This is a genomic window from Gordonia liuliyuniae (genome assembly GCF_021738805.1).
GTDB lineage: Bacteria > Actinomycetota > Actinomycetes > Mycobacteriales > Mycobacteriaceae > Gordonia > Gordonia liuliyuniae.
In genome coordinates, this window is record NZ_JAKKOR010000005.1 from 112,065 (window position 1) to 128,213 (window position 16,149).

The window sequence follows — 16,149 nt, forward strand, 5'->3', positions numbered from 1 at the left end:
CACCTGTCAGGCCTCCCCGGTTCGTTCGTCGGACTCGGCTACGGCCGGTGTCGCGGCCGGGATCAGTTCACGCGCGCCCGGCGAGCAGTAGATCGACCACATGCGCTGCGCGACGGTGATCAGGCTCAGGACCGCGAGCGCCCACATCGCGACGTGGATCGCCCACCACCAGTGCAGTCCCGGGAAGTCTGTGAGGCCTGCGCCGACGAGCACGATGATGAGGCGGTCGGGTCGTTCGATGAGCCCGCCGTCGCCGTTCAGGCCCGCCGCCTCGGCGCGCGCCTTGGCGTACGAGATGACCTGTGAGGTCACCAGGCAGATCAGGGTGGCGATGAGCAGCAGTTCGTGCGGGTCCTGGACGGCCGCCCACCATGCGAGGCCGCCGAAGATCGCGCCGTCGGCGATGCGGTCGCACGTCGCGTCGAGCACCGAACCGAAACGGGTGCCGCCGCCGCGGGCGCGGGCCATCGCGCCGTCGAGCATGTCGAACATGACGAACGCCCACGTCACGAGGGCTCCGGCGAACAGGTGCCCCTGTGAGAACAGCCAGATCGACGCGGCGACGGTCACGACCGTGCCGATGATTGTCATCAGGTCCGGGGTAAGACCGGTCCGGATGAGGGCACGGCCGATCGGCAGCGTCACCTTCGACACCGACGCGCGGCCTTTGATGCTAAGCACTCTCTGGTCCCCCGAGGTCCGTCCACGCCCGCGCCAGCAGCGTCCGCGTGTCCTGAAGCAGTTGTGGCATCACTTTCGTGTCGCCGACGACGGTGATGAAGTTCGCGTCGCCCAACCATCGTGGCACGACATGCTGGTGCAGGTGCTCCGACAGCGACCCGCCTGCGGCCGCACCGAGGTTGAGACCGACGTTGAACGCGTTCGGGTTCGACACCGATTTGATGACACGGATCAGATGCTGGGTGAACGACATCAGCTCGCGCGATTCGTCGACCGTCAGATCCTCCAGGTCGGCCACCTGGCGATACGGCACGATCATGGTGTGCCCAGGGTTGTACGGGTACAGGTTGAGCACCGCGTACACGGTCTCGCCGCGCGCGATGATGAGGCCTTCCTCGTCCGTCATCCGAGGGATGTCCAGGAACGGATGGCCAGTGAGCTCACCGCCATCGGACGCCTTCTTCGGCGACTCCGCGGTGATGTAGCTCATCCGGTGCGGAGTCCAGAGTCGTTCCAGGCCTTCGCGCGCCGAACGGTCGGCCGCTGTCATCGGCGTTTCCTCACGAGTTCGAGGAACTCACGCATCGTGTCGGCGGTCGGCGAGTCGTTGCGGCGCGACTCCTCCCACTCGTCGATGGCGACCACCGCGTCGTCGACGTCCACCCCGTTGAGTTGCGTGCCGTCCCGGAACCGGAAGCTGACAGCGTTGGCTTCGACGTCGCGTTCCCCGGCGAGCAGCATGAACGGAACCTTGGCCGCGGTGTGGTTGCGGATCTTCTTCTGCATCCGGTCGTCGGAGTGGTCAACCTCGGCGCGGACCCGGCGGCTCTTGAGCCGATTGATCGTCGTCTGCAGATGCCCGGCGAACGCGTCCGCAACGGGGATGCCGACCACCTGCACCGGCGACAGCCAGACCGGGAAAGCGCCCGCGTAGTGCTCGGTGAGCACGCCGAAGAACCGCTCGATGGAGCCGAACAGCGCGCGGTGGATCATCACCGGACGCTTCTTGGTGCCGTCAGTCGCCGTGTACTCGAGGTCGAAACGCTCCGGCAGGTTGAAGTCGAGTTGCAACGTCGACATCTGCCAGGTGCGACCGAGCGCATCCTTGACCTGAACGGAGATCTTCGGACCGTAGAACGCCGCGCCCTCCGGGTCGGGGACGAGTTCGAGCCCGGACGCCTCGCCGACCTCCCGGAGCGTCTGCGTGGCTTGCTCCCAGACTTCGTCCGAGCCGACGTACTTGACCGGATCCTTCGTCGACAGTTCCAGGTAGTAGTCGTCGAGTCCGTAGTCCTTGAGCAACTGCAGCACGAAGTTCAGCGTGGTCGTGAGCTCGTCGACGACCTGCTCCTGCGTGCAGTAGATGTGGGCGTCGTCCTGAGTGAATCCGCGAGCGCGCGTGAGACCGTGCACCACGCCGGACTTCTCGTAGCGGTAGACCGAACCGAACTCGAACAGCCGCAACGGAAGCTCCCGGTACGACCGTCCGCGGGAGCCGTAGATCAGGTTGTGCATCGGGCAGTTCATCGGCTTGACGTAGTAGTCCTGGCCGGGTTTACGGACCGTGCCGTCCTCGTTGTATTCGGCGTCGAGCTGCATCGGCGGGAACATGCCGTCGGCATACCAGTCGAGGTGTCCGGACACCTCGAACAGGTTGCTCTTGGTGACGTGCGGGGTGTTGACGAACTCGTACCCGGCGGCCGCATGCTGCTCGCGCGAGTAGTCCTCCATCTCCTTGCGGATGATGCCGCCCTTGGGGTGGAACACCGGCAGACCCGAACCGAGCTCGTCGGGGAAGCTGAACAGGTCGAGTTCGCTGCCCAGACGACGGTGGTCGCGCTTCTCCGCTTCGGCCAGCCGGTCGAGATAGAGATCGAGCGCGTCGGTCGTCTCCCAGGCCGTGCCGTACACGCGCTGCAGATCGGCCAGGCTCTGGTCGCCTCGCCAGTAGGCGGCCGAGCTGCGAGTCAGCTTGAATGCGGGGATGTACTTGGTGGTCGGAACGTGCGGGCCGCGGCAGAGGTCGCCCCAGACGCGTTCGCCGGTGCGCGGATTCAGGTTGTCGTACGCGGTGAGCTCTCCGCCGCCGACCTCCATGATCTCGTCATCGTTGGCTGCGCCCTTATCGTCGATCAGCTCGAGCTTGAACGGCTCGTTCGCGAGTTCCGCGCGGGCCTGGTCCTTGGACTCGTACACGCGGCGGGAGAACTTCTGACCGGACTTGATGATCTTGCGCATCTGCTTTTCGAGGACCTTCAGATCCTCGGGGGTGAACGGGTCGTCGACGGCGAAGTCGTAATAGAAGCCGTCGGTGATCGGCGGCCCGATCCCCAACTGTGCCTTCGGGTTCAGGTCCTGCACGGCCTGCGCGAGCACGTGCGCGGCGGAGTGTCGGATCACCGAACGACCGTCGTCGGAGTCGGCGGTCACCGGCTCGACGTACTTGTCGATGTCCGGCGCCCACGACAGGTCGCGAAGGGTGCCGTCGGCTTCCCGGACGACGACGACGGCCTGCGGCCCCTTGTTCGGCAGCTCGACGCCGTCGGGAAGTTCTGTGTCCCGCATCGCTGCGCCCGCAGTAGTGCCCGCCGGAACCCGCACGGTCTCGGGAAGGCGAACTCGTTGAGCGGACGCGACGTTGTCGAGCACTTGCTGACTCCTGTGTTTCGGGCTGACGACATGAAACTGTCGAGCTTGATGTTATCGGTCCCGTCCACACCACGGCGTACCGCACCCGATGTCTCAGGCCGATCGAGCGACCTTGCGATCGGCCGCACACCCCACTCATTGATCGAGCGGAGTCGAGATCTCGACTCCGCTCGATCAACGCCGCGCGCTCACCTCAGCGAGGCGGTGCCGTCAACTCCACGTATCGGGCGAGGTGACGGTCGGTGGCGCCGTACTCGTACTGCAGCGCGGTCAGCCGTTTGAAGTAGTGGCCGATCGCCAACTCTTCGGTCATGCCCATGCCGCCGTGGAGTTGTACTGCGTTCTGCCCGACGAAACGGGCGGCGCGCCCGACGGTGACCTTGGCCGCCGATACCGCGCGAGACCTCTCCGCCGGCGCCGCGTCGATCTTGATCGTTGCCAGAAGCGCTGCGGCGGAGGCCTGTTCCACTTCGATGAGCATGTCGACCATGCGGTGGCTGAGTACCTGGAAGGTACTCAACGGCACCCCGAACTGTTGCCGCTGCTTGCTGTACTCAACAGTGTCGTCGAGCACTTTGCGCATCGCGCCGACTGCCTCGGCGCAGACCGCGGCTGAGCCTTCGTCGACGGCACGCGACAGCGCATCGGTCGCCTCATCGCCGGTCAACAGGAGCGAGTCGCCCGGCACTCGGGCTCCGGCGAACACGATGTCGGCGGCCTGCCGGTCGTCGACGGTGCGGATGGCGTGTGCCGTGACCCCCTCCGCGGTGGCGTCGTACGGGAAGACGAACAGACCGAGTTCGGGCTGGCCGGACCCGGCTTGTTCACCGTCGATCTGCGCGGTGACGATGAGGTGGGTCGCGATGGGCGCGTCGACGACGAGCGCCTTCGAGCCGTCGAGCACCCACTGGTCACCATCGCGGCGGGCGGTGGTCGAGACCGAGGTCAGATCGTCGGACGAGTCCTCGGCCGCGGCGAGTGCGACGATGGCCTCGCCTTCGGCGATCTGTGCGGTGACGGTGTTCGCGACATCTGAGCCGATGCGCGAGAGGAGTCCCCCTGCAACGACGACGGTGTTGACGTACGGTTCGACGACGAGCGCATGGCCGAGTGCTTCAGCGATCACCATGGTCTCGACGGGACCGCCGCCCATGCCGCCTGCCGACTCGGGCAGGGTGGCGCCGAGGATTCCGAGGTCGTGCGCGAACGCCTTCCAGATGTCCGGCTGCCAGCCGGGACCGGTCTTGACTGCCGCGCGCGAGGATTCGAGTCCGTAGCGCGTTGCGAGGAATTGGGCGAGCCCGTCGCGCAGCAACTGCTGCTCAGCGGAGAGTTCAAAGTCCATGGTGTGTCAGAGCCCCAAAGCTGCTTTAGCGAGAATGTTTCGTTGGATTTCGTTGCTGCCCGCATAGATCGAGCCCGCGCGGTCGTTGAAGTACCGCAGCGGCGCGACGGCCTGCCACGGCTCGCCTCCGGCGTACCCGTCGGCGGGTGGCGTGAACTCGGCGATCGGTCCGCCCGGAGCGGTGATGTGCGGCTGGTAGGCCCGGCCGTACCTGCCCGCGGCCTCCATGGTGAGTTCGGTGATGCTCTGGCTGAGTTCGGTGGACAGGATCTTGCCCATCGACGACGCCGGGCCGGGGTTCTTTCCGGCCGCGACCGTCGCGAGCACACGGTATTCGAAGATCTCCAGCACCTCGGTACGGATCCGTGCTTCAGCGAGTTTCGCGGCGAACAATGGATCGTCGATGAGTCGCCCGCCGCCGGGGAGGGACTGTTCGGCGGCGTCGGAGGTCAGGTTCTCCAACATCACCTGCAACGCCGGTGCCGCGGCGCCGCCGCCTCGCTCGAACTCGAGGAGGTACTTGGCGACCGACCAGCCGTCGTCGATCTGGCCGAGCACGTTCGACTTCGGCACGCGGACCTGGTCGAAGAAGACTTGGTTCTGCACTTCTTCACCGGACGTCATGACGAGCGGGCGGATCTCGATGCCCGGCGTCGTCATGTTGATGAGGATGAATGTGATGCCCTGCTGTTTGCGTTCGAGCCGCGAGGTGCGGACGAGCGCGAACATCCAGTTCGCTTCCGTGGCGTGCGTCGTCCAGATCTTGCTGCCCGTCAGGACCAGGTGGTCGCCGTCGTCGGCCGCGGCCATGGTGAGCGCCGCGAGATCCGAGCCCGCTTCGGGTTCGGAGTAGCCCTGGCAGAAGAAGACCTCGCCGGTCAGGATGCCGGGCAGAAAGTGATTCTTCTGTTCGTCGGTGCCGAACTTCATGATCGCGTGCGAGACCATGCGGATCCCCATCGGCGAGAGCGCGGGCGCGCCGGCGAGCATCATCTCGCGGCTGAAGATGTAGTGCTGGGTGAGACTCCAGTCGCAACCCCCGTACTTGACCGGCCACGCCGGCGCAGCCCATCCGCGTTCGTGGAGGATGGCTTGCCACGCCATCGACGCCTCGTGGTCGGAGTAGACGCTGGTCATCAGCCGACCGGCGCGAGCCAGGTCTGGCGTCAGCTTCTCGTCGAGAAAGGCCCGGATCTCGTCGCGAAACGCGATGTCCGCCGGGGACCACTCCACATCCATGTGTTTCCCTTCGTCCGGCACAACTCACCGGGATTATCTGACAACAAGTGTTCTCGGATATGAAACGCACGGCCTGAACGTTTGTCAAGACGACGAGATCGCCCGTGCGCCATCGTGTCCGACGTGTCCGTCCTTCTGCGCGCGTTTCGCCCACCACAGCGTGACCGCGATGGTCCCGAGCAGGACGATCAGGTATGCGCCGCTGGCGACGAGTTGCAATGGAAGATGCCAGCCCACCGTCGCCGAGCCGACGAATCCGCGGAACGGACCGAACACCATCCCGTGGAACACTTTGCCCGCCGAACCGGCGATCGGCACGATGGACGGCTGTGTGTACGCGAACGTCAACGCCACGATCGCGGCAGGCGCCAGCCACCACACCCAACTCGCCGGCCGCGCGGCTCGCGCATGATCGGCGGCGTGCACCGTCGCGACCAGTAGGAGCGGCAGCACCCACACCCAGTGGTGCCCCCACGAAAACGGGCCGATGGCGCACGACGTCATGCCCGTGATCGAGATCGCCAGGAGGTTCGCGCCTGCGCGGTACGCGGCGCGCGCGGCCCACAGTCCGAGTACGCCGACGACCAGCCCGACGGGCAGCCACAGCCACGACGGCGGGTTCGCGACTCCGTAGGTGGCGAGCCGCGCGAAGTAGCCGTGGAACGTCTGGTTGGCCGGCGCATCGAGACGACCGATACGCGAGGTCTCGGACACCTCCGCGGTCCAGAATCGTCGCGCCTCGCCGCCGAGCACGAGGATGCCGACGACGACGGTCGCCGCGAACGTGCCCGCCGCGACCGCGGCGGCGCGGAACCTCTTGGTGACCAGGAGGTCCACGACGAAGAACAGCGGGGTGAGCTTGATGCCTGCGGCGAACCCGACCCCGACGCCGCGCAGACGTTCGCTCCGCACAGTGAGGTCGAGAATCACCACGAGCGCGAGGACGAGGTTGATCTGCCCGTTCCAGAGAGTCGTGTGAACCGGCTCCAGAGCGGTCGACGCGATGGCCCCGCACACCGTGAACAGGACGAGGCGAGCATCGAACCGGAACCGCAGTGCATGCATCGACACGCCGACCACTAGCAGCAGACTGATCACGTTGCCGATGTTCCACAGCAGGAGCGCGGTGTGCGGGACGAACCCGGCGAGCGGAACCATCACCAGTCCCGCGAACGGCGTGTACGTGAACCGCCACACCCGGTAGACGGGCAGGTCGTACAGGGGTGTCCCCTCCCAGACGGCAATCGCTCCCCCGCGGTACACCCGCGTGTCGATACCGTTGTGGAAGAGTCCGTACACCGGGTCCGTGAACGGAACTGCCCAGATATGCCAGCAGATCACCAGGACCGCCGCGCACGCGGCGACGGCGATCATCGTCCAAGTCGTCGTTCTCGTCGACGAACGGTCTTCCACCCGAGGATTGTACGTCCGTCACCCGCCGCGGACACGCGTCGACACAACAGTGACCGAACCATTCCGTCTGGGATGTTCGTCCAGGTCATCGGGCGGTGCCTCACGCCGATCGAGCCCTTTCATGAAGGTAGGTCCGGACCAGGATTTTCAGCAACGCAGAATCACGAGCACCGCCCCCTCGTCCGCTACGCATGGGTGATCATTGTGCTCGCATTCGGCGGGTGCGCCGTGTTCGTAGACTCTGACTCTGATTGACGTGGATCAGGTGGGGCCGCGGTGCTGATGGGGGCGATGACCGTCGCCGCTGATCTCACGATCGCAATACCGGGGTAGCATCCCTGAACAATCCGCGACGCAGAACGATCCGCGCACGCGAGGCCGTTATGCGACAATCGCCGCCACGACGACTGGTGAGCTTGAATCCCTTGTGGCGAGTATCGAGTCCAAGAGTGTGCCCCTGCGTGACGCGCCCGACGGGTGGCCGGACAACGTCGAGCTTGCGCTGATCGACGCAGTGCTCTCGATTCGCGCACGGTATGGAAAATCTGCGCTGACAGGCGTGCGCCGGGCCGTGAACGCCTACCGTGCCGAGGTGCCCTCGCGTTCCAATTGGGACGATCTCGTGACACTCGCGGAAGTCGATCCTGTTCACTTGCAGAGTGTCCTCGGAAACCGGCAGACGACGGGCGGTGTCACCAAGGCGGAGGCAATTGTCACCGCTGCCCGCCGTTTGGCGGATGTCGGCGTTCGCCATGCTGCGGACGTCGATCGCAGCTCCGGTGATCAGCGTCGCGCTTACTGCGGCACGCGCGGCCTCGGCCCTGTGACGTGGGCCTATTTCACGATGCTCCTCGGTGAGGACGGAGTGAAGGCCGACACTTTGGTATCGCGCTTCGTCGCATCGGCGATCGGGCACGACCCCGGACATGAGCGCGTCGAAGCACTCGTGACCCAAGCGGCCCATCAGCTGGACATCGGCGCCAACGCCCTCGATCACTCGATCTGGCGATACATGAGCACGCCACGGTCTGACTAAATCGTCTCCCGCACCAATGCACCGCTATACGCTCGTGACGATCTCATTTCCGAGAGATGGAGGACCACGTGGCGTCAGACTTCGAGTACACCGGCGATGCCAATCAGCAATCGGGCTTTCGCGACAAAGTGACCGGCAGCCACTATTGGATCAACAACTTTGACGGTAGCCCCGTTGAGTTGCTTGACGGGGACCAGGTCGTCATCACGTCCGGTGGGCAACGCAGTGTCTGGTCCATTCGCAGCCAACGCATCGTGGGGTACGCATAGCCGCTAAGCTGCGCCCCCGCGGCCCCCATCGCGCCCGCGCGGTGAACTGTCGGCAGCAAGGAAGGCTGCGACAGTCAACTCGCACAGAGTCTCCAGTCCCCACGAAAAGCGAGAACCCCTTGTTTACAGTGGGTTCCTCATTGTGGTCCCGGCTGGGATCGAACCAGCGACCTTCCCGGTGTGAACGGGACGCTCTTCCACTGAGCCACGGGACCGTATTGAGTTGTGCGCGCAGCGTCTGCAGCGCAGCGCTTCGCACGAGGAATGAGACTACACACCGTCGCACAGGGTCGGCAAATCCCCCTCCGGAGCACGAGCCGGCAGCTTTGGGATGCGGTCGAGCGGTCGCCGTTTGGCGTCACCACGATGCGCCACGTGCGGAAACACATAGATGTAACTCGCCAACCAGCCGATTTGTCATCGCACCGCGTGTACAGCTAGTGTTCATTCCGCTGGCGAGCAGCAGCCCACAAGGCATGCTCCCCAGTAATGCGGATGTGGCGCAGCTGGTAGCGCATCACCTTGCCAAGGTGAGGGTCGCGGGTTCGAATCCCGTCATCCGCTCGGAGCGAGGTTTCGATCTTTCTCGCCTCGTGGTGGCGTGGCCGAGTGGTGAGGCAACGGCCTGCAAAGCCGTGCACACGGGTTCGATTCCCGTCGCCACCTCCACCGCAATCTGAACACGCGCGATTAGCTCAGTGGGAGAGCGCTTCCCTGACACGGAAGAGGTCACAAGTTCAATCCTTGTATCGCGCACCGACGAAGAGACCCGCTCATTCGAGCGGGTCTCTTCGTGTCTGCGGGACCGCCACCACCGATGGATCGATCACCGGGCTACCGGTCGGGCCTCCTCGCCGACGACTGTCGGCCACCCGATTTGGCATCGGCGTCGACGACCCGCTAGAGTTTCTTCTCGCTGGCCGACAACAGTTCGGATAGCAATGCGGATGTGGCGCAGCTGGTAGCGCATCACCTTGCCAAGGTGAGGGTCGCGGGTTCGAATCCCGTCATCCGCTCGGAAACGAGTTCGATCTTAAATCTCGTCACGGTGGCGTGGCCGAGTGGTGAGGCAACGGCCTGCAAAGCCGTGCACACGGGTTCGATTCCCGTCGCCACCTCCACTGGAGAACTACAATTTCACATGACCTGCGCGATTAGCTCAGTGGGAGAGCGCTTCCCTGACACGGAAGAGGTCACAAGTTCAATCCTTGTATCGCGCACCACCGCAGGCCCGTCGATCACTCGACGGGCCTGCGTCGTACCTGCCGTGAGGCGACCCTGCTTCGGACTCCCCCTGCTCGTCGTAATGTCTGCCCGTCGCCATCGCCGCTGTACGCCTCTCGCGGGCCGAGGACGGATGTTCCGGAGGCTCACGTATTCTGTCGGGGCGAAGGACGCGGGTCGCACGTGATCGACCGCACCGAATTACGCGTGCAGGTCAGCCGACGTCGCAACCGCTGACTCGATGGAGCCTTCGCCGCCCCTATCGCCCAAGTGTTAGGAATTCCGTAGCCGTGCCAAGCCTCGCGATGCTGTTCCAGAGTCACCTCGATTCGGGACTCGCCGGCGACCGACTGCGCCAGCAGATGCTCGCCGACTTCCCCGACTTGAAGCCCGCGTCGTTGACCGTGGACGCTGCGGAGAACGCCGACGAGGACCGTCCGCTCACCCTCTCGTACGGCGACACGATGATCGCGTTGATGAGCGTTCCGGCAGCCGTCGGCGACGACCTCCAGGAAATCGCCGAGCACAGCCGCCTGTGGCCGGAGTCGACGCCCGTCCCAGCGTCGTACGACGCCCACACGATCGTCACCGTGCTCCGTCCGGGAAAGTCCTCGACGTCGTACCAGGATGCAATCGCGGACGCAGTATTGCTGTCGAAGGTGATCGCGTCCGCCATCGCGGTGAGTGACTCGATCGTCGCCGTGTACTTCGGCAGCGCGAACCACGTGATCGTCCCGGAGCTGTTCCGCGACCTCACGATCGAGACACTCCCCGACCCGATCCTCCCGGCGTGGGTGGCATTGAACGTCGCTCCCCGCACCGACGGCGTGATGACCGGACACACCCGAGGCTTGGACATGCTCAGGTTGATGGACATCGAGATCGTCGAGTCTCCCGAAACCGCCGAAGAGACATTCGCGCGTCTGGCCAACATCTCGATCTACCAACTGCAGAGCGGCCCGGTGATCGGTGACGGACACTCTCTCGGCACCACCGACGACGCCGAACTGTTCGCCCTGCACGCACCGTCCGCGTTGGATCCGGACAAGACGGTTCTTCAATTGACCTTCGCCGCGGGCGACGAGCAGCCGGTCGCGGCGACCGCCGTCGAACCGCAAAGCAAGAAGCGCGGCTGGTTCCGCCGGAAGTAAGGCGCCCACCGCTCGATAGCGCACAGTCGAGAAGATTGTCCGCGCTGCACACTATGGTGTGCAGAATGGCGATCGCGTCCTTCTCCGAACTACACGCCGGCCAACGACTCTCGGGCCGCTGGCGGGACACCGTGGACCTGATCGCCGTGACGGCGTCCGGCGACAACGCGGCAACCCTCGTCGTCCGAGACCTCCGCCTCGGAGTCCGTGAAGAGCTCGTCTTCGCCGACGACCTGCCTCGTATCGTCATCGAGACCACATCCGTCGCCTCGTGGACGTTCGACGCCGACCCTGCAGCATTCCGAATCGCCACCGAAGCCCTCCGCATCTCGAAGACCGCGGCACACGATCCGATGGCCGCGGTCGGCACCAGCGACATCTCGCCGCTCCCACATCAGATCCGAGCGGTCTATGGGGAGTTGCTCCCCCGGACGCCGTTGCGCTTTCTGCTCGCCGACGACCCTGGTGCGGGAAAGACGGTCATGGCGGGGCTGTATGCGAAAGAGCTTCAACTCCGCGGCGACATGTCGCGGATGCTGATCGTCGCGCCGGGCGGGCTCGTCGAACAGTGGAAGGAGGAATTACTCACGAAGTTCGGGATCGTCACCACCCTCCTCACCCGTGAACTGATCAACGTCAGTCCAGGCGGGGACCCGTTCGCCGAGCATCCGCTGATGATCGCGCGCATGGATCAGCTGGCTCGCGACCCCGAGTTGGTCGGCCACCTCGAGAACAGCGAATGGGATCTCGTCGTCGTCGACGAAGCGCACCGCATGTCGGCGAGCTGGCAGGGCTCAGATCTGGAGGTTCGCGAGACCGAGCGATTCAAACTCGGGCGAGTGTTGGGGGCGGTGACCCGCAACTTCCTCCTCATGACCGCGACACCACATGCCGGGAACGACGACAACTTCGAGCTGTTCCTCTCGTTGCTCGACGAAGACCGCTTCGCCGGTCGGCGGCGCCGGAGCGGAACCGTCGACACCTCCGGTCTGATGCGTCGGATGGTGAAGGAGGAACTGCTGACCTTCGAGGGGCGACCGCTGTTCCCCGAACGCATCGCGGAAACGGTCCCCTATGCGCTCTCGAGCGGAGAGAGTGAGCTGTACGAGGCGGTCACCCAGTATGTGCGAGTGGAGATGAACCGGGCGCAAGCCTCACCGGACTCCCCGAAACGCCGCACCGTCGGCTTCGCGCTGACCGTGCTGCAGCGCCGTCTTGCGTCGAGTACACATGCGGTTCTCCGCAGCCTGATCAGACGAAGGGACCGCCTGGCGTCGCGGCGCGCCGATCTGATCGCCGGACGCATCCCGATCGACGACCGAGTCTCGCTTCCCTCCCCCGACCTGTTTGACGATCCTGACGAGTTCAGTGCTGAAGAGTTCGAGCAGCTCGAAGAGGAAGTGGTGGACGCTGCGACGGCGGCACGGACCGTCGCCGAACTCGACACCGAGATCGCGATCCTTTCGGATCTCGTCTCCCTTGCGACGCGTGTCCGAGACCGTGGGGACGATCGCAAGTGGGCAGAGCTCAGAAGCATGCTGACCGATCGAAGTCTGCTCCGCGATGCAGCCGGCGCTCCACGAAAGCTGATCGTCTTCACTGAGCACAAGGACACGCTCGACTACCTTGTCGCGCAGATCCGCAACGTCCTGGGTTCCGACGACGCTGTCGTGACCATCCACGGCGGAACCCGTCGAGCCGACCGGGTCGCGGCGCGCGAGCAGTTCACCAACGAACCGGACCGTCTGGTTCTGGTCGCGACAGACGCCGCCGGCGAAGGCCTCAACCTACAGGCCGCCCACCTGATGGTGAACTACGACCTGCCGTGGAACCCGAATCGTCTGGAACAGCGTTTCGGTCGCATACACCGCATCGGACAGCGAAATGTCTGTCGACTGTGGAACATCGTCGCGTCGGACACTCGCGAAGGCCAGGTGTATACACGGCTCCTGGCCAAGATGGACCAGCAACGCGCAGCGTACGGCGGCAAGCTGTTCGACGTCCTGGGCGAGGAGGCATTCGGCGGCAAACCCCTCCGCGACCTGCTGTGGGACGCCGTGCTCTACGGCGACGATCCGGCGCGACTCGACGAGATCGAGCGCGTCGTCGACGCCGAGGTCGCGGCGGGCTGTGAAGCACTGGTGTCCGAGCGGGCACTGGCTCGCGAGACGTTGGCCCCCGTCGAAATGGATCGTCTGCGGCGACAGATGGATGAGGCCACGGCTCGTCGGCTCCAACCGCACTACATCGAGCAGTTTTTCATCAGTGCGTTCGGGACGTTCGGCGGTCGCCTCATCAAACGGGAGAAGAATCGCTTCCAGATCTCCAATGTCCCTGCGCCCCTGCGGAGTCGGCCGATCCGCCGCGAGCACGCGTGGCGGCCGGTCACGCGTTCGTACGAGCGGGTCACGTTCGAGCCGACAGCAGTCTCGTCGGCGGCGACCCGAGCCGACTTGCTTGCGCCCGGACATCCGCTGCTCGACGCACTGCTCGGTTCGGTCGTCGAGCGCGATCGCAGTCTGCTCGTGGCCGGCGCGACCCTGTTCGATCCGGCTGATGCAAGTACGTCGCCGCGTGTGATCGTCGCGGTGACATCGGAGGTCGTCGATGGCGCCGGCACCGTGGTCAGCCGTCAGTTCTCGTTCGTGTCGGTCGCGGCAGACGGTTCGGTGACCGATGCCGGGACAGCGCCACAACTCGACCTGGAGCCACTGCACGATCTGTCGGTCACTGCGGCCGCTTTCGATTCGCTCTCGTCGTCGTTCGCCGACGACGCGGTGAGATGGCTGACGAACAACGCGGCTCCAGCGCACTTGGCGAAGGTGCGCGAGCGAATCGTTCCTGAAGTCGATCGGGTCGAGGCCGCGGTGCGCACGCGACTCGTCGATCAAGTGAACTATCTGGATGCCGAAGCCGCGCGTCGCCGCGAGGAAGTTGAGTCGGGTCACGGGTCGAGGCGTCGGCGGAGGATCAGTCCGGAACGGCTGACACGCCAGGCCCGTGATCTGGAGGCTCGCTTGTCGCATCGGTTGGCGGAGTTGGCTGACGAGCGGGCTCTCGCCGCGCGCCCACCGCGGGTCGAGACCGCGTTCATGGTGGTGTCAGCGGGTTTCGTCGGAGGTGACGTCGGCCGGTACGCGGCGGACACAATGGTGACCGATGCCCGTGCGGTTGCCGCAGTGCTGGCGGCCGAGCATCGGCTGGGACGTTCAGCAGAGGAGATGCCGCACAACAACAAGGGCTATGACGTGCTGTCGACCCCGGCGAGATCGTCGGACGGTTCGCGGCCGCCGTCGATCTTCATCGAGGTGAAGGGGCGTATAGCGGGTGCGGACAGTGTGACGGTCTCGTACAACCAGGTGATGCATGGGCGGAACGCCGGGGAGAATCACCGGTTGGCGTTGGTCTCGGTGAGCCCGGAAGGCCCGGAGCTCGACGAGGTCAAGTACCTGACGAACTATTTTCACGACTTCTCGTTGGGCGATGTCGACGTGAGCAGCGTAGAGATCGAGTGGCGCAAGGCGTGGCGAAGGGCGTCGGCGCCGCATTGAGCGGGGTCAGAACGGCGGTTCGCCCCAGGAGACGAACGCGGCCGCGGTCGCGCCTCGCGCGCGACGGTTGGCCGCCCGGATCTGCATCCGATAACGATGCTTAGCCTGGGTGCGGGTGACCTCCCGCTGTGGTCCGGGTCCGGCGTCGCGCACTGTCGCCGCCCCGACGGGCGCCGGGTGCGTGCACGGTAGGAGTCCGAGTTCGGGCAGGAGCCACGAGTTGAGCGCTTGGGCGCGAACGGTGATTCCTTCGGGTGTGGTGACTTCGGTCCACACGATCCCGTTTGCGTCGACGATCTGGTCGTCGACCCATCCAGGGACGTGCGTCTTCAGCCCGTGGTGGAACCGGCATTTGGGGTTGAGGTTGCACGGACAGGTCGGGCCGCCCGCCTCCGGGTCGAAATGGTCGTACTCCTGGACGTGGTCCAGGTCGCACTGCCAAGCGGGTTCGTCGCACCCGATCATTGAGCACTGTCCGTGGAGTGCGCGGACCGCGGTGTCGCAGGCCGCGGTGGGTCGGTAGCCGTTGCCTGCTTGCGCGGTGCCGTCCATCAGGTCGCCGAGGTCGAGTTCGCGGTGGACCGTGTCCGTGCGACCCGAGACTTCACGAGCGTGCTCGGCGGAGATCGGCCCGAACCCGTCGAGAAACGCCGGAGTCTCGGAGTCGCCAGTGAGGGTGTCGCGACGGGCGACGACGTGCAGGACGATCTTCGCGCAGCGTTCTGCGATCTCGTCCTCGGAGAGGCGGGCAGGGCAGCCGTCGTTGCCGCATCGGCACGCGAACTGTGTGCCGGTGAGTCGCGCGACGGCGGCGTCGGAGCGACGACTCTGCTTGTTGCGCGGGTCGTCGTCGCACACGCCAGCGGCGACCGCATCGAGTGATTTCATGATGAGCGCGGCGTCTTCGGACGCCGCCGTGATGGTGACGTCGCTGAGTTCGGCGTCGACCGGTGTGGCGATGACCTTCTTGCGCGCCTTCGCTGCTTCGGTCGCTGCGCGAGCGGCGTCGGCGTCGTGCTCGGCGACGATGCCGTTGACCGTCTTGGCCACACGGTCTTTGGAGAGCCCGCCCATCCCGCGGAGCCGACCGGCGGCTTCGTTATCGATCACCGCGAGCAGATCGTCGTCGAGAACGGCTTCGGTTTGGGCGAGTGCAGCGTGGAACCAAAGCGGAGTGAGCACGCCGTCGCGCATCAGCTTGCCGAGTTCCGGTACGCGTTCCATGCAAGCGATGGCGCGGTCGACGAACCGCTCGGCAGTGAACTGCTTCGAGCCCGTCAACACTGCGTACGACGCAGCCGTCTGGCACAACGGGTCGTAGATCCGGGAGAAGCCGTCGGCGCCCGCGGCGTCGGCGACGTCGACCTTCGCCTGCCACACCTGATACGCAGCGGCGTACCGCTGCCAGAGAATAAACCCCTGGAACGAGTCCGCACGAGCAGCAAATTGCAGGAGCGCAGCTTGGTCGGCATCCGCCCCGTCCGCCGTCTGCGGCTTAGCGATCCGGATAACGATCGAGTCCCCGTCGACCTCGACGGTCGATGCCGCTTGGCTCCTCAGCGTGGTTTGCATTACTCCCCCTCGATCGAAC

The 16,149-nt window shown here is 65.3% G+C and carries 11 protein-coding genes and 7 tRNA genes; 10 read left to right on the forward strand and 8 right to left on the reverse strand.

All coding sequences use genetic code 11. The features are described 5' to 3' along the window. Positions 1–6: 6 nt before the first annotated feature. The 6 genes from pgsA to L5G33_RS06140 all read right to left on the reverse strand — a co-directional run bounded on the left by pgsA (position 7) and on the right by L5G33_RS06140 (position 7,327). Positions 7–681, reverse strand: coding sequence for a phosphatidylinositol phosphate synthase (gene pgsA, locus L5G33_RS06115; protein WP_236997280.1), 675 nt, complete (start codon positions 679–681; stop codon positions 7–9). Further along, entirely contained in the window at positions 674–1,231 is a 558-nt protein-coding gene (locus L5G33_RS06120; RefSeq protein ID WP_236997281.1) for an ATP adenylyltransferase, read from the reverse strand. The genes pgsA and L5G33_RS06120 overlap by 8 nt, the downstream gene beginning before the upstream one ends. Then, the gene (thrS, locus tag L5G33_RS06125; protein WP_236997282.1) at positions 1,228–3,330 is read right to left on the reverse strand and encodes a threonine--tRNA ligase; all 2,103 of its coding nucleotides are present in this window, start codon (positions 3,328–3,330) and stop codon (positions 1,228–1,230) included. The genes L5G33_RS06120 and thrS overlap by 4 nt, the downstream gene beginning before the upstream one ends. A gap of 193 nt (positions 3,331–3,523) precedes the next feature. Then, complete coding sequence (locus tag L5G33_RS06130) at positions 3,524–4,675, reverse strand: acyl-CoA dehydrogenase family protein (protein ID WP_236997283.1); 1,152 nt, start codon at positions 4,673–4,675, stop codon at positions 3,524–3,526. A 6-nt stretch (positions 4,676–4,681) separates the two neighbouring features. Then, the gene (locus L5G33_RS06135) at positions 4,682–5,914 is read right to left on the reverse strand and encodes an acyl-CoA dehydrogenase family protein (protein ID WP_236997284.1); all 1,233 of its coding nucleotides are present in this window, start codon (positions 5,912–5,914) and stop codon (positions 4,682–4,684) included. Between the two features lie 84 nt (positions 5,915–5,998). Further along, on the reverse strand, positions 5,999–7,327 hold the full coding sequence (locus tag L5G33_RS06140) for a glycosyltransferase 87 family protein (RefSeq protein ID WP_236997285.1): 1,329 nt from the start codon (positions 7,325–7,327) through the stop codon (positions 5,999–6,001). 427 nt (positions 7,328–7,754) lie between these two features. Between L5G33_RS06140 and L5G33_RS06145 the strand changes: the two genes are divergently transcribed. Continuing rightward, positions 7,755–8,363: a DUF8548 family protein gene (locus L5G33_RS06145; protein ID WP_504877575.1), complete on the forward strand. Its 609-nt coding sequence runs from the start codon at positions 7,755–7,757 to the stop codon at positions 8,361–8,363. Positions 8,364–8,431: 68 nt separating this feature from the next. Further along, on the forward strand, positions 8,432–8,632 hold the full coding sequence (locus tag L5G33_RS06150) for a hypothetical protein (protein WP_236997287.1): 201 nt from the start codon (positions 8,432–8,434) through the stop codon (positions 8,630–8,632). Positions 8,633–8,775: 143 nt separating this feature from the next. Here the strand turns inward: L5G33_RS06150 and L5G33_RS06155 are convergent. Then, positions 8,776–8,847: transfer RNA gene (locus tag L5G33_RS06155), tRNA-Val, on the reverse strand. 276 nt (positions 8,848–9,123) lie between these two features. Here L5G33_RS06155 and L5G33_RS06160 point away from each other — a divergent pair. The 8 genes from L5G33_RS06160 to L5G33_RS06195 all read left to right on the forward strand — a co-directional run bounded on the left by L5G33_RS06160 (position 9,124) and on the right by L5G33_RS06195 (position 14,558). After that, positions 9,124–9,196, forward strand: a tRNA-Gly gene (locus L5G33_RS06160). Between the two features lie 31 nt (positions 9,197–9,227). Continuing rightward, positions 9,228–9,301: transfer RNA gene (locus L5G33_RS06165), tRNA-Cys, on the forward strand. Between the two features lie 15 nt (positions 9,302–9,316). Further along, positions 9,317–9,388 (forward strand) — tRNA-Val (locus L5G33_RS06170). A 187-nt stretch (positions 9,389–9,575) separates the two neighbouring features. Next, positions 9,576–9,648: transfer RNA gene (locus L5G33_RS06175), tRNA-Gly, on the forward strand. Between the two features lie 31 nt (positions 9,649–9,679). After that, a tRNA-Cys gene (locus L5G33_RS06180) sits at positions 9,680–9,753 on the forward strand. A gap of 27 nt (positions 9,754–9,780) precedes the next feature. Continuing rightward, positions 9,781–9,855: transfer RNA gene (locus L5G33_RS06185), tRNA-Val, on the forward strand. 291 nt (positions 9,856–10,146) lie between these two features. Then, positions 10,147–11,007 (forward strand): DUF4261 domain-containing protein, encoded by an 861-nt coding sequence (locus tag L5G33_RS06190; protein WP_236997288.1) that lies wholly within the window; start codon positions 10,147–10,149, stop codon positions 11,005–11,007. Positions 11,008–11,072: 65 nt separating this feature from the next. Beyond that, positions 11,073–14,558 carry a helicase-related protein gene (locus tag L5G33_RS06195; RefSeq protein WP_236997289.1) on the forward strand — a complete coding sequence of 1,162 codons (3,486 nt, stop codon included), beginning with the start codon at positions 11,073–11,075 and terminating at the stop codon, positions 14,556–14,558. 6 nt (positions 14,559–14,564) lie between these two features. On the opposite strand, the gene L5G33_RS06200 is transcribed toward L5G33_RS06195, so the two are convergent. Further along, a complete protein-coding gene (locus L5G33_RS06200) occupies positions 14,565–16,130 on the reverse strand; it encodes a DUF222 domain-containing protein (RefSeq protein WP_236997290.1) in 1,566 nt (521 codons plus the stop codon). Between the last annotated feature and the right edge of the window lie 19 nt (positions 16,131–16,149).